A 14,193-nucleotide genomic window follows, 5' to 3' on the forward strand; every position below is an offset into this window, starting at 1 on the left:
AGCGCTTCGAATTTGTTGGGCGCGGACACAAATGGAAGATCAGCTTCGCTCGAGAGTTCTTTCGCAACGAGCGCCGCGAATTTGGGATGCGCGTTCAACCCGGTGCCGACAGCGGTGCCGCCCAACGCCAATTCATAAAGATGCGGCAGCGCCGCTTCAATATGCGCCAGGCCGTGATCGAGCTGCGACACGTAGCCTGAAAATTCCTGGCCCAGCGTGAGCGGCGTGGCATCCTGCAAATGAGTGCGGCCGATTTTGACGATGGCGTCGAATTCTTTTGCCTTGGACTTCAAGGTATCGCGCAGTTTCTGAATTCCAGGTATCAGGCGATTGACCAAAGCCCGCGCCGCCGCCACATGCATGGCGGTCGGGAACACATCATTCGATGATTGCCCCTTGTTGACTTCGTCGTTGGGATGCACCAGGCGTTTTTCGCCGCGTTGGCCGCCGAGCAGTTCCGAAGCGCGGTTCGCCAGCACTTCGTTCATGTTCATGTTGGTCTGGGTGCCGGAGCCGGTCTGCCATACCACCAGCGGAAATTCACCGTCGTGTTGGCCTTCGATGATTTCATCGGCTGCGTCGATAATGGCTTGCGCCTTTTTGGCGTCGAGCAGCTTGAGCTGGCGGTTGACCTTGGCGCAGCAGCGTTTCACCAGCGCCAGCGCGTAAATGAACTCGAGCGGCATGCGCTCGCCGGAAATCTCGAAATTCTGCAAACTGCGCTGCGTCTGCGCACCCCACAGTCTTTCCGCGGGAACATTAATTTCGCCGAAAGTGTCGCGCTCGGTGCGGAATTTGCTCATGACGTTCTCCCCTAAACGGCTTTTGAATTATAACCGTTTGCGGGGCAGGCCCGCTCAAAATAACGCTCGTTGCGCGCTAAAGTAATGCGGCGGTTTCTTTGCCGGCTTCTCCGATCGGTAAAGACTGCCAGTAGCGGCGATGTTCTGCGCGGTACGGCTGCGCCGAAACGCCGCGCGCATCAAAATCGACAGTCACCGCGCCATCGAAATCGGAACGGTAAATTTTGGTACCTCGCATTTCATAGCGCTCCACCACTTCTGGCTTCGGGTGGCCGAATGGATTGCGGTAGCCTACCGTGAAAACCACCGTCTTTGGCTGAACCTGATCGAGAAAAACTTCAGTCGAAGACGTTTTGCTGCCGTGATGCGGCGCGACCAAAACATCCGCGTTGAGCTGTCCCGGGGCGCGTTTGAGCAATTCTTCCTCAGAAGATTTCTCGATATCGGCCGGCAGCAATACGCTGCCGAATCCAGTCGTGATTTTAAGCACGCAACCGCGGGCGTTGGTCTTGAGTTTTTCGTCCTGGTAACTGGATAGTGCGGGGTGCAGCACCTCGAAGCGCACACCGTCCCACTCCCAGGATTGCCCTGCATAACATGCCATCGATTGCCGCGCATGAGTTCGAATCGGATGATCCTCAGGCACTGAAGAATCAAGCCAGTTCACCGGCACGGCGTCCAGCACTGAAATCGCTCCTCCGCTGTGGTCGAAATCAGCATGGCTCACGATGACGCCGTCAAGATTTTTGATTCCCGCAGCGCGCAAATAAGGCATGATGATGCGGTTGCCGCTGTCGCTGTCGGCGCTGAAACCCGGGCCGGTGTCGTAGAGCAGCGCATGATTTCGAGTCTTTGCCACCACCGCGAGTCCCTGCCCCACATCCAGCACGGTGAGCCTTAACGCGCCATCCTCGAGTGCGGGTGGCGCCACCAGGAACAGCGGCAGCAATCCCGTCCATCCCAGCCAGCGCGAAGGAAAGCCGCGCGGCATCAGCAGCCACACGACGCCCGCAACTGCCGGCAGGAGGGTCCATGCCGGCGGCGCATGCTGCTGCCATACCGCATCCGGCAGCGCGCTCATCCACTCCAGCATGATCATCAGCCATTGCATGATCTGATGCGCAGCGAATAACAGAAAATCCAGCGGCGGCACCGCCCCCAGTAATGTCAGTGGAACGATTATGAAGCTGACCAAGGGTATGGCAACCGCATTGGCCAGCGGCGAGATTAAAGATACTTGCTGAAACAAAATCAGCAATAGCGGCATCAATCCCAGAGTCACCGCCCATTGCATCCTGCCCCAAGCACGCAACCAGTTCGCCCGCCCCAAACGCCCCGTTGTGACGAAAAAAATTAAAGCGACCGCGCCGAACGAGAGCCAAAAGCCCGGCTCAAGCACCGCCCACGGATCGAGCAACACCACCGCGAATAATGCGAGGCATAATACCGTAGAAGCCGAGCTCGTTTTACCCAACCACAACGCGGCCGCAACTATCGTGAGCATGTAGACGGTACGCTGCGCAGGAACCGCGAATCCCGCCAGCAGTGCATACAAAAATGCGGTAATCACTCCTGCCAGCGCCGCCGCCTTGCGGGCGGGCAAAAACAGCGTAAGGCGCCGACTCGTTCTCCACAGCGCATACACCAAAGCGAGCACGAGCCCTGCCACCATCGTCACGTGCAATCCGGAAATGCTCATCAAATGGTTAACGCCGGTGCGCGCAAATACCCGCCACTGCGGCTGCGTAATCGACTGCTGGTCGCCAACCGCAAGCGCCGCCAGCACGCCGCTATAGGGATAATCCGGCAATACCGATCGCAGGCGCTCGCGCACGATTTCCCTGGCGCGCTCGATCAGATACGCAGGCTGCATTACCATCCCGGCGAGCCGCGTGTTCGCGGAAGACTCGCGCACATAGCCGGTAGCCCGAATATTGCGCTCAAGCAGCCATGCCTCGTAATCGAAACCATGCGGATTGGCATTGCCGTGCGGGCGCTTCAAGCGCACCGTCAACTGCCAGCGCTCACCCGCGTGCACTTGCGGCGGGGACTTTTCCGGATCCGTGCGGTCCTGATACCAAGTCAGCGAAATATGTTCCGGCACGTCGGCCTGCGCTGTTTTTACATCTTCGACGTCCAGTTCAAAACGCTCTCCGCGTTCATTCATCTGCGGCAAACTTGCCACCACGCCGCTTAACAGGATGTCCTTGCCCTCCCATTCCGCTGCGAGCGAATCCGCCAGACGCGCCTGCGCAAGCCACGCAGCCCAGAAAAAACCGGCGCCCAGAAAAAACAGGCCGAATAAAACCGCACGAGGGTAGCGTGAGGCGCGTTGCTTTCTAAAGCCAAGTCCGACGGCAATCAACAGCAAACCCCAGAGCACCCAGCTCCAGGAAAAATCAGGCAACTCAGGCTGCTGCTGCAGGAGCCAGACTCCAGCCACGAATAAAATCAGGTTGAGACCCAAATACATAATCTGGATAAACGCTACACGGCCCTAACAGTTTACGGTAAAGTGTCAGCCAGGACCTTTATTGCTGAGCAATTGTGCCGCGCAAGTTTTTCAGAAAATACCTCCCCGACGCCGATAGCATCAAACAAAACCGCTATACCCGCGTATTCGGCGCCGCGCTGCAAAATCAAAATATCTGGCACCTGAACCGCCGTTCAGTAGCGGGCGGGGTCGCAGTCGGCATGTTTACCGGTCTGATCCCGGGCAGCAACCCGGTGCAATTCGCCGCCGCGGCGCTGATGTCCATGATTTTCCGCGTCAATCTTCCGGTCGCGGTATTCGTGACCTTGTACACCAATCCGTTTACCATTGTTCCGCTGTATTACCTTGCCTACAGGCTCGGAGCATTTTTTATCGGACACCAAAACGGCAATATCCCGCAGCAGGAATTGGATGTCTGGAATTTGCCGCTCAACGAATGGGTACCGGCGCTCCTGCATTGGGCGGCGTCAATGGGCAAGCCTCTGGTGTTGGGGCTGTTGCTGATGGGGTTGCTGTTTGCCATTGCGGGTTATGCGGCGGTGCAACTCGCTTGGCGCGCATACGTCATACTGCAGTGGCGCAAAAGAAAAATGCGGCGCGCCGCAGCGCTCTGATCTTTCTACCGTGACCGTCCCATCATATTGGAAACAGGCAAGCCGGGAGCTTGCGCAGCGGGACCGCGTGCTGAAGCGCCTGGTTCGAGTTCACAGTGGTGTCTCACTGCGCGGTCGCGGCGACGCTTTCATGACTTTGGCACGCTCGATCGTTGGGCAACAAATCTCGCTCAAGGCGGCCGATACCGTTTGGCAAAAGCTGCTCCGCACGGTCCCGGCAATCAGCCCGATGCATATTGCCGGAGCGGACGGCGCAGATCTTCGCAATTGCGGACTTTCCGGCAAAAAAGTTCTGTACCTGCAGGATCTGGCGCGGTCTTTTGTTTACGGCACGCTCGATATTTCCCGATGGGACCGGCTTGACGACGAAGAGCTTATCGCCGAGCTCACGCGGGTAAAAGGAATCGGTCGTTGGACTGCCGAGATGTTCTTGATATTTTATATGATGCGTCCTGACGTGTTGCCTCTTGGCGATATCGGCCTGCAGCGGGCAATGAGCCAGCATTACAACAACGACCGACCGTTAAGCGTGCGCAGGATGCGCGCCATCGCAAAAAACTGGGTGCCGTGGCGCTCGGTTGCGACCTGGTATCTCTGGCGAAGCCTCGATCCGGTGCCGGTGGAATACTAGTATTGTGTTGACGCGACTGGTTTCAGAACTTGCCGTAGATAATCAGACTCGTGATAAAGTACGCGCCGAGCGCCATGCAGGCCCCGGTTAACCAGTTGCCAAAGGTGCTGGTCTTCTTATCAAAAACACCGGTAAATATCTTGACTCCAAGTACGATTGCAACAATCAAAACGGGCAGGAGCATGAGCGAATAGTGCAGCTGCAAATTCCATACATATCCCAGCGCGTGCGACACCCATCCCCCAGGCATGAATAACTTATAAGCCAGGCCGGCAACTCCTGCGATCGTCAAGCAGAAATAAACCACGGCAATAACAGCCTGAGCTGCGGGATTTTTCATTTACGCATTCCTACCTTGCGCCATCACTAATTCCGGCAGAACTCTACTCGCAAAAATTTCGGACCGCAACCCTAGCGGAATTGGTCCGGCTCATGCGCCGAAATCAGTCAGTACACCATCGACCAGCCGGCATATGCGCTCCGTCTTTGCCGCCAATCCGTGATCGTGGGTGACAATGATAAAGCTCGTGCCCAGACTTTTATTGAGGTCAAGCATCAGCTCCAATACGCCCTCGGCATTCTGCCGGTCCAGGTTGCCGGTGGGTTCATCCGCCAGCACGCACGCCGGTTTCGTCACCAGTGCGCGCGCTACTGCCGCGCGTTGGCGCTCGCCGCCGGAAAGTTCCCCGGGTCTGTGCTTGAGCCGGTGCGCAAGCCCCACCCGCTCCAGAATTTGCTGAGCCTCCTCGCTTGCCTGTTCGCTGGAAATGCCGCGAATCAAAAGCGGCATCGCGACATTCTCCTGTGCCGAGAACTCGGCGAGCAGATGATGGAACTGGTAAATGAAGCCGAGAGACCGGTTGCGCAGTGTTCCACGCTGCGCTTCACTCATACGCTGGATATCCTGACCATTGATGAGAACCTCGCCTGACGTAGCGCTATCCAGCCCTCCCAGCAAATGCAGCAGCGTGCTCTTGCCGGAACCGGACGCACCCACAACTGCAATGCGCTCGCCGGCCGCCACCTCCAGATTAACGCCAAGCAACACCGGAACCTCCAGCCCGCCCTGGTGGAAGGTTTTTTTGAGATCGCGGCAGGATAAAACCGTCTCACGCATTGCGCGAGCTCCGCGCGCCGAATACCGAATCCCTATTCATAGCGCAGTGCCTCCGCCGGATTCACCCTCGAAGCGCGCCAGCTTGGATACAGAGTTGCCAACAGGCACAAAGTGAATGACACGGCGCCAATCACCACAACATCGGTCAATTCCACTTCGGACGGCAATTCGCTGATGTAGTAAACGCTTTTTGACAGAAACTGGACTCTGAACAGATGCTCAATAAAAGGCACCACGACATCGATATTGAGCGCCAATGCGAGGCCTGCTGCCAGGCCGAGCATTGTTCCCATAAATCCGATCAAGGTTCCCTGCACGACAAAAATTTTCATGATGCTTGACGGTGGGGCGCCCAGCGTGCGCAAGATGGCTATCTCGGTTTGTTTGTCAGTCACGGCCATCACCAGCGTAGAGACTATATTGAACGCCGCCACCGCGACGATCAGGACCACCACGAAGAACATCATGTGCTTCTCAATCTCTACTGCGCGAAAGAAATTGGCATTGATGCGCGTCCAGTCAAGGATGTTGGCATCCATGGTTAGCGTGTCTGCTAGATCGCGCGCCACTTGCGGCGCCTTGTATAAATCCTTTAGGCGCAGGCGTACGCCGGTGACGTCGTTGCCCAAGCGGTATAGCTTCTGCGCATCCTCAAGGTTTATCAGAGCAAGCCCCGAATCATATTCGTAGTGGCCGACGTCAAAAATGCCGACGACCGTGAACCCCCTGAGGCGCGGCAGGATTCCCGCGGGCGTAACCAGGCCTTGCGGAGCAATCAACAGCACTTTGTCGCCGACCGCCACCCCCAGTGCTCGCGCCAGATCCACACCCAAAACGATGCCGTATCTCCCCGGCTGCAGGCTTGCAAGCGTCCCGACCTTCATATGCGCGCCCAAGTCGTCAACCTTGTTTTCATACTCGGGCAAAATGCCGCGCACTACAGTGCCTTTTACCGAATGTCCGAAAGATAGCAATGCTTCATCGGAAACGTACGGTGCAGTGGCCACCACTTGCGGATGTTTTTCTGCCTCCTGCGCGACCTTCTGCCAGTCGGGCAGCCGAGAATTGGAACCGACAATCAGCACGTGAGCCACGACGCCGAGAATGCGTTCGCGAATCTCTTTTTGAAACCCGTTCATCACGGACATAACTGAAATCAGAACCGTGATACCAAGCGCCATGCCAACGATAGATATCAGCGATATGAAGGATACAAAGTGGTTGCGCCGCTTGGCGCGGCTGTAACGAAGGCCGATGAAAAGTTCGTAAGGTTGCACGTTTCCTTATGCGGGTCGGGGCAAGCAGCAAGCAGTTTGCCATATTATTCAGTGCCGGGCGAATCGATTTGCAAACTTTTGCCATGTTAAACTTCGAGTTGGTTTGTGAAATTCCTGCACATGAGGTCGTTAGTGAAATGTCACCTCCTGATACCCGGCCTTTTTTGGCCCGGCGGAGATGAAACTCTAAGGAAACTCGATCTGCCCGCGCTGCATACTCTGCTGGCACGCGCCCGCGCAACGCAGAGTTCCGCTCAGAGCATGGAAGAATGGTTATTCCATGCGTTCAAAGTCGAAAAGCAACAGGACTGGCCGGTGGCCGCACTTACGCTGGAGGCCGATGGCGGAACTGCCGGCAATCATTACTGGCTGCGGGCCGATCCGGTATATCTGCACGTTGATAGCGGCCAGTTGCTGCTTGCCGACAGCCGCACTTTTGAAATTTCCCGGAATGAATCCGAACAGTTGGCCCGGGCATTAAACGTGCACTTTCAAGGTGCGGATTTGGTCTTCCATGCATTGCACCCTGAGCGCTGGTACCTGCAGGTTGATAAGCCGCCGCAATTGCGAACCCGGGAATTGGGCGAAGCCGCGGGTAAAAATATCGACGAATTCCTTCCCAGCGGGCCGGACGGCATATACTGGCACAGCGTGAGCAACGAGATACAGATGGTGCTGCATGATCATGCAGTCAATCAAGCACGTGAAGCCGCCGGCAATCCTCCGGTAAACAGCGTTTGGCTGTGGGGCGGCGGTTGCCTGCCGGTTGTCGCGGCGTCGCCGTATGCGCAGGTCTGGACCAATGAGTGCCTCGCCAAAGGTCTGGCGCTGGCAAGCGGTGTAGCGGCAAGCAGCCTGCCGCAAAGCGCGCATGAATGGCTCGCGCAATCTCCGGACGCCGGCGTTCATCTGTTGGTGCTGGACGGCTTGCGGGCCGCGGCCCAATTCCGGAACGGCGAGAGTTGGCTGAAAAACATTAGCGGACTGGAAGCGCGCTGGTTCGCGCCTCTGCTAACTGCGTTGCAGCGCGGAGATCTGGAAGAGCTCGCTGTCAGCAGCGGTCCCTGGTCATTCGCAGTTACACGCCAAGACTTATGGAAGTTGTGGCGCCGAGGCAGGGCCTTTGCCGATTACGCTGAACGACAATGAGTTCAGCAGCACCTAAAATTGTCGCCCGGTCTTTCTCCAAACACGCTTTTGCAGCGCTGTTAAGTCGAGATGTGCATCCGGTGCTCGCGCGTGTTTATGCGGCCCGCGGAATAGAAGAACCCTTGCAGCTTAAAAGCGAGCTTGCTTCGCTCATGCCCGCTGACAAACTGAAAAATGTGTCGCAGATGGCGCAAATCCTGGCTGACGGCATCGCGGCGAAGAAACGGCTCCTGATCATCGCCGATTACGATGCCGACGGAGCAACCGCGTGCGCGGTGGGGGTGCGGGCGCTGCGCGAATTCGGCGCTTGCGTGGATTTTCTCGTTCCCAATCGCTTTGAGTACGGTTACGGTCTGACTCCTGAAATAGTACAGCTGGCAGCGCGAACAAAGCATCCGGATATTCTGATCACTGTCGACAACGGCATCGCCGCAGTGGAAGGCGTCGCGGAGGCGAGCCGGCTTGGAATGACCACGCTCATCACCGACCACCATTTACCCGGTACCGAGCTGCCCCAAGCTGCGTGCATCGTCAATCCCAATCAACACGGATGTGGATTCCCCAGCAAAAATCTTGCGGGCGTCGGCGTGATATTTTACGTCATGCTGGCCTTGCGCGCCGAGTTGCGGGCGCGTCATGCGTTCGACGGCCGGGCGGAACCGCATCTTTCCCGGTTGTTGGATGTGGTAGCGCTTGGCACGCTCGCCGATGTGGTGCGGCTTGATCATAACAACCGCATCCTGGTCGGCCAGGGTTTGAAGCGCATGCGCGAAGGCAAGGCGAACGCAGGCATTCAAGCATTGTTCCGGGCGGCGGGCCGGGATCCCCTGCGCGCCTCGACGTACGATCTGGCGTTCATGCTCGGGCCGCGGTTAAACGCCGCGGGGCGACTGGACGACATGACGCTCGGCATCGACTGCCTGTTAAGCGACGACCCTTTGTTTGCCGCAACTGCCGCGCGCAAGCTCGATCAGTTAAACCGCGAGCGACGCGACATCGAGGCTGACATGAAACAAGAGGCGCTTGCAGCTCTGGAACGCGTTGAAGCGCGCGACAGTGTAAGCATGTGTCTGTTCGATCCCAGTTGGCACCCCGGTGTCGTAGGTCTACTCGCGTCGCGCATAAAGGACAAGTTTCACCGGCCGGTTATCGCCTTCGCTCCCGCGGGCAATGACGAGCTCAAGGGTTCGGGGCGGGCAATTCCCGCATTGCATCTGCGGGATACACTCGATTTGGTGGCAAAACGCCATCCCGGCTTGATTCTCAAGTTCGGAGGTCACGCCGCGGCGGCCGGACTCACCATACGCCGCAACGACTTCGAGATATTTTCGCAGGCGTTCGAGGAAACCGCCGCGGCGCTCGTTTCCGCCGCGGATCTTGAGCGCGTGATCGAAACTGACGGCGCGCTGGACGCCGCGGACATGCAAATCGAGCTGGCGCGCCTGCTGGAAAAAGAAGTGTGGGGCCAGGGCTTCCCACAACCCACCTTCTGCAGCGAATTCACGGTGGAAAATCAGCGCATAGTCGGGGAGAAACATCTCAAACTCAAGCTCGCGCTGCCGGGCCGGGCGTTTGACGCGATGTTGTTCTTCGAAAATACCCCGCTGCCGCAGCGCATTCTCGCGGTATACCGGCTCGCTGTAAATGAATACAACGGCGTACAATCGCTGCAGCTCAACCTCGAACATTGGCAGGCCCGCGCATGATAAAATGCCCCGGCATGGAACCCGAACAAGTCAACGCAGTTGCAAAATGGCTCACCGATCTCAGCTCCCGATCTGAGGAGCTGGGGAGGTATCTTTGACCTGGATGCAAAACAGAAGCGTCTCCACGAAGTTGAAAGGCTCCTGACGGACCCAAACGTCTGGAGCGATCAAAAACGCGCCCAAGAGCTCGGCAAAGAAAAAAAATCTCTGGACACCACCATCACTGCGCTCACTTCGATCGCCAATTCTCTTGGCGATGCACGCGAACTGTTTGAGATGGCGCGTGCCGAGAATGACGACGCCACCATGACCGGCGTCGCCTCCGAAGTTGCGAAGCTCGAAAAAGACATAGCCGATCTTGAATTCCGGCGCATGTTTTCCAATCCCATGGATCCCAACAATTGCTTTCTCATGATCCAGGCGGGCTCGGGCGGAACCGAAGCGCAGGACTGGGCGGCAATGCTGGAGCGCATGTATTTACGCTATAGTGAGCGCCATGGCTTCGGCGTGCAGCTGCTGGAAGAATCGCAAGGCGAGGTCGCGGGAATAAAAAGCGCAACGATGAAAGTCTCGGGCGAATACGCCTACGGGCGGCTGCGTACTGAAACCGGAGTGCACCGTCTGGTGCGCAAATCGCCGTTTGATGCCGGTAACCGCCGCCACACGTCGTTTGCCAGTGTTTTCGTCTACCCGGAAGTCGATGAATCGATCGAAGTCGAAATCAACCCGGCGGATTTGCGAATTGACACTTACCGCGCCTCCGGTGCCGGCGGCCAGCACGTGAACAAGACCGACTCAGCGGTGCGCATCACGCACATCCCGACCGGCATCGTGGTGCAATGCCAGAACGACCGTTCGCAGCACCGCAATAAGGCGGAGGCCTTCGCCATGCTGAAATCCAGGCTGTTTGAGGAGGAATTAAGAAAGCGCGTTGAGGAACGGCAGGTGCTCGAGGATGCCAAGACCGACATCGGCTGGGGACACCAGATTCGTTCCTATGTGCTTGACCAATCGCGCATCAAAGACCTGCGCACCGGCGTTGAAATCGGAAATACTCAGTCGGTGCTGGACGGCGATCTGGATGATTTCATCAACGCGAGCCTCAAACAGGGAGTGTAAATGCCGGAGCAAAAGGACGAAAAATCCCCGGACACCAACCAGATCATCCAGGAGCGGCGCGAGAAACTGAGAGCGCTGCGCGGTAAAGGGGGCGCCTTTCCCAACGACTTCCGGCGCCAGCACCTCGCGGGCGAGCTGCACGCGCAGCATGGGAAAAAAGCCAACGACGCACTCGAGGCCGAGCACATCGAGGTCAGCGTCGCGGGACGGATGATGCTGAAACGCATCATGGGTAAAGCCAGCTTCGCCACGATTCAAGATATGAGCGGGCGCATTCAGCTTTACATCACCAACGACCAGGCCGGCGAGCAGGTGCACGAGGCGTTTAAACATTGGGATTTGGGAGACATCGTCGGCGCCAGGGGCATGCTGTTCAAAACCAAGACAGGAGAGCTTTCAGTGCGCGTTACTGAATTGCGTCTGCTCACAAAATCGCTGCGGCCGCTGCCGGAGAAATTCCACGGCTTGACGGATCAGGAGCAGAAATACCGGCTGCGCTATGTGGACCTGATTACCAATGATGCAACCCGAAATGTTTTCGCCGTCCGCTCGAAAATCATCCAGGCCATTCGCGAATTCATGGCACGGGACGGTTACCTGGAAGTGGAAACGCCGATGATGCAACCAATCCCCGGCGGCGCTGCAGCGCGACCGTTTGTCACCCATCACAATGCGCTCGACATGCAGCTTTACCTGCGAATCGCTCCGGAACTTTACCTGAAGCGCCTGCTGGTGGGCGGCATGGAAAAAGTGTTCGAGATAAACCGCAATTTTCGCAATGAAGGCATTTCGACCAAGCACAATCCTGAATTCACCATGCTGGAATTTTATTGCGCGTACCAAGACTACCGCTACTTGATGGATTTTACCGAGAACATGCTGCGCGAAATAGCACAAACAGCAAGCGGCTCAAGCAAAATCACGTATCAGGGACAGGAAATAGATTTCTCCGCACCTTATTCCCGGCTCAGCGTCACACAGGCGATACGGAAGTACCATCCCGAATTCAAGAACGAAAAACTCGACGACCGCGAGTACCTGGTCGGCGAATTCAAAAAACGTGGCATTGCCTACAAACCCAGCGACGGCATCGGAGGCCTGCAACTGACGTTATTCGAGCACACGACTGAACAATTACTCGTCCAACCGACCTTTATATTAGATTATCCTGCCGAGGTGTCGCCGCTCGCGCGCCGCAACGACAAGAATCCGGATATTGTCGAGCGTTTTGAACTCTATATAGCCGGGCGCGAAATCGCCAACGGTTTTTCCGAGCTCAATGATCCAGAAGATCAGGCAGCGCGTTTCCTCGAGCAGGCAAAGCAAAAGGAAGCCGGCAACCCGGAAGCCATGCATTACGATGCTGATTACATTCGCGCACTGGAATACGGTCTTCCACCTGCCGCAGGCTGCGGCGTGGGCATCGATCGGCTGGTGATGCTGTACACGGATAGTCCCAGCATTCGAGATGTGATTTTGTTCCCGCACATGCGCCCGGAAGACTAATCGCTTTGAGCTTTAATGTAACACTGAATTCACCGTTGCTCACTCCGGGCAAATTTGACACCCGCAAGTTTATTCCGGCATGAGCGCTCTCGCCCTGGCGCTAGTGCTGACCGCTGCCTTTCTGCACGCCGCGTGGAACTATTTGCTGAAGCGAACCGGAGGCGGCATCGGATTCATATGGCTGTTCGCGTTATTCTCCACGCTGATCTACGCGCCGCTGGCCTTCGGTTTGGTCATTTGGCAAAAACCGCATTTGGCTTTTATCCAGATTGCCTTTATCTGCGGCAGCGTGATTCTTCACACCGTGTATTACCTGCTGCTCGACAGGGGTTATCGCGCGGGCGATCTGTCGCTCGTTTATCCCCTCGCGCGCGGCAGCGGGCCACTGTTAGCAGTAGCTGCGGCAATTCTTGTGCTCGGCGAACGTCCCAGCCCGCTCGCGATCGCAGGCGCCATTATGATCGGTATAGGCGCATTTACGCTCACCGGCGATCCACGCAAGCTTAGGGAAAGCGGTGCGCTGCACGCGGTAGGCTTTGCGCTGCTAACCGGTACGTTTATCGCCGCCTATACGTTATGGGACAAGGTTGCGGTCAGCACACTGATGATCCCGCCGCTGCTGCAGGACTGGGGCACAAACCTGGGGCGGACATTTATGATGATTCCGCTTGCCGCACGTAATTTTGGCAATGTCAAGAAGGCCTGGAATAATTTTCGCAAAGAAGTGATTATGGTGGCAATTATGGGCCCGGCGTCGTATATCCTGATACTCAGCGCAATGGCATTCACGCCGGTCAGTTACGTGGCTCCGTCGCGCGAGATCAGCATTTTCATCGCGGCATTGATGGGAAGCCATTTTCTTGCAGAAGGTAATCTCGCGAGGCGACTGCTCGCGTCCGCGGCGATGGTTATCGGGGTAATCGCGCTCGCTGTCGGGTAGCTGTTGCCGGGGAAGCACTGATTAAGTCCCGGGTGGAGGACTTATTTAGAGGCTGTTACCAAAGTTTCCACCACGACCTGCCGGCCTGCGACGATTGCGACGCGAATTTGCTGTTGGGAAAATTGTGCTGCAAAACGCGCTCGGTATCATCTCGCAACTGAGGCATGCCCAGCGCCTCGTAGCACTCGACCATGATCGCCAGTGCCGGTTCCGTAGACGGCGTCTCCTGATAGTTGGTAATTATGGACTTGGCGCGGTTTAATGCAGCCACGTAAGCTTTACGTTTCATGTAATAAAGCGCCACCTGTAATTCGTGGTTTGCCAAGCCGTTAATCAGATAACGCGCGCGCAACGCGGAATCTTCTGCATATTTGCTGTTGGGAAAACGCGCCACAAGTTCCTTGAACGTATCATACGACTCGCGCGCCTGCTTGGGATCGCGTTCGGTCATGTCCTGCGCGCCAAGCCGGGAGATCAGTCCTAGGTTTTCGTTGAAGTTGGCAAGCCCTTTCAGATAATAGGCGTAATCGACATTGGGATGAGTCGGATGCAATTTGATAAACCGGTCGCAAGCCGCTGTCGCGGACGCCGCATCCTCCTGCTTGTAATACGCATAAGCCACTTCCAGCTGCGCCTGTTCAGCATATCTGCCATAGGGATAGCGCGCCTCCAGAGTCTCAAACTGCTTGATCGCTTGCTCGTAATTGCTGTCATCCATGTCGGCCATGGCTTTGGTAAATAGCTGACTGGCGGATTGGTTGGTGTCATCCTCCTTTGCGAAAAGGGAGCAGCCGCTTAGCAACAGTACGAGAATTAAAGCTAAACTGTGTTTCATAT

13 protein-coding genes are annotated in these 14,193 nt (G+C 56.7%); 7 read left to right on the forward strand and 6 right to left on the reverse strand.

Annotated elements, in window-relative coordinates; genetic code table 11:
• Together VLV32_06245 and VLV32_06250 are read right to left on the reverse strand one after the other, a co-directional pair.
• A partial coding sequence (locus tag VLV32_06245; GenBank protein HUL41484.1) for a class II fumarate hydratase occupies positions 1 to 803 on the reverse strand: 803 nt, incomplete at its 3' end.
• 76 nt (positions 804 to 879) lie between these two features.
• Positions 880 to 3,276 (reverse strand): DNA internalization-related competence protein ComEC/Rec2, encoded by a 2,397-nt coding sequence (locus VLV32_06250; protein ID HUL41485.1) that lies wholly within the window; start codon positions 3,274 to 3,276, stop codon positions 880 to 882.
• A gap of 74 nt (positions 3,277 to 3,350) precedes the next feature.
• Between VLV32_06250 and VLV32_06255 the strand changes: the two genes are divergently transcribed.
• Both VLV32_06255 and VLV32_06260 read left to right on the forward strand, forming a co-directional pair.
• On the forward strand, positions 3,351 to 3,911 hold the full coding sequence (locus tag VLV32_06255; protein HUL41486.1) for a DUF2062 domain-containing protein: 561 nt from the start codon (positions 3,351 to 3,353) through the stop codon (positions 3,909 to 3,911).
• A gap of 10 nt (positions 3,912 to 3,921) precedes the next feature.
• A complete protein-coding gene (locus VLV32_06260) occupies positions 3,922 to 4,542 on the forward strand; it encodes a DNA-3-methyladenine glycosylase (GenBank protein ID HUL41487.1) in 621 nt (206 codons plus the stop codon).
• Between the two features lie 22 nt (positions 4,543 to 4,564).
• Here VLV32_06260 and VLV32_06265 read toward each other — a convergent pair whose 3' ends face one another.
• From VLV32_06265 to VLV32_06275, 3 genes are all read right to left on the reverse strand, one after another.
• The gene (locus VLV32_06265) at positions 4,565 to 4,882 is read right to left on the reverse strand and encodes a hypothetical protein (protein HUL41488.1); all 318 of its coding nucleotides are present in this window, start codon (positions 4,880 to 4,882) and stop codon (positions 4,565 to 4,567) included.
• Positions 4,883 to 4,972: 90 nt separating this feature from the next.
• Entirely contained in the window at positions 4,973 to 5,659 is a 687-nt protein-coding gene (gene lolD / locus VLV32_06270; protein ID HUL41489.1) for a lipoprotein-releasing ABC transporter ATP-binding protein LolD, read from the reverse strand.
• A 32-nt stretch (positions 5,660 to 5,691) separates the two neighbouring features.
• Positions 5,692 to 6,936 carry a lipoprotein-releasing ABC transporter permease subunit gene (locus tag VLV32_06275; protein HUL41490.1) on the reverse strand — a complete coding sequence of 415 codons (1,245 nt, stop codon included), beginning with the start codon at positions 6,934 to 6,936 and terminating at the stop codon, positions 5,692 to 5,694.
• Positions 6,937 to 7,068: 132 nt separating this feature from the next.
• Here VLV32_06275 and VLV32_06280 point away from each other — a divergent pair, with 132 nt between their 5' ends.
• The 5 genes from VLV32_06280 (at position 7,069) to VLV32_06300 (ending at position 13,356) form a co-directional block, all read left to right on the forward strand.
• Positions 7,069 to 8,085 carry a hypothetical protein gene (locus VLV32_06280; protein ID HUL41491.1) on the forward strand — a complete coding sequence of 339 codons (1,017 nt, stop codon included), beginning with the start codon at positions 7,069 to 7,071 and terminating at the stop codon, positions 8,083 to 8,085.
• Positions 8,082 to 9,791 carry a single-stranded-DNA-specific exonuclease RecJ gene (gene recJ / locus VLV32_06285; GenBank protein HUL41492.1) on the forward strand — a complete coding sequence of 570 codons (1,710 nt, stop codon included), beginning with the start codon at positions 8,082 to 8,084 and terminating at the stop codon, positions 9,789 to 9,791. Before VLV32_06280 ends, recJ begins: the two co-directional genes overlap by 4 nt.
• 14 nt (positions 9,792 to 9,805) lie before the next feature.
• A protein-coding gene (gene prfB / locus VLV32_06290; GenBank protein ID HUL41493.1) for a peptide chain release factor 2 occupies positions 9,806 to 10,910 on the forward strand; the annotation gives its coding sequence in 2 pieces (ribosomal slippage) (positions 9,806 to 9,886 and positions 9,888 to 10,910; 1,104 coding nt in all).
• Positions 10,911 to 12,416, forward strand: coding sequence for a lysine--tRNA ligase (lysS, locus tag VLV32_06295; GenBank protein ID HUL41494.1), 1,506 nt, complete (start codon positions 10,911 to 10,913; stop codon positions 12,414 to 12,416).
• 79 nt (positions 12,417 to 12,495) lie between these two features.
• The gene (locus tag VLV32_06300) at positions 12,496 to 13,356 is read left to right on the forward strand and encodes a DMT family transporter (protein HUL41495.1); all 861 of its coding nucleotides are present in this window, start codon (positions 12,496 to 12,498) and stop codon (positions 13,354 to 13,356) included.
• 55 nt (positions 13,357 to 13,411) lie between these two features.
• On the opposite strand, the gene VLV32_06305 is transcribed toward VLV32_06300, so the two are convergent.
• Positions 13,412 to 14,191, reverse strand: a complete 780-nt coding sequence (locus tag VLV32_06305) for an outer membrane protein assembly factor BamD (GenBank protein ID HUL41496.1) — start codon at positions 14,189 to 14,191, stop codon at positions 13,412 to 13,414.
• Positions 14,192 to 14,193 lie beyond the last annotated feature (2 nt).

Source organism: Burkholderiales bacterium (assembly GCA_035518095.1).
In the GTDB taxonomy this organism is placed as follows: domain Bacteria; phylum Pseudomonadota; class Gammaproteobacteria; order Burkholderiales; family JAHFRG01; genus JAHFRG01.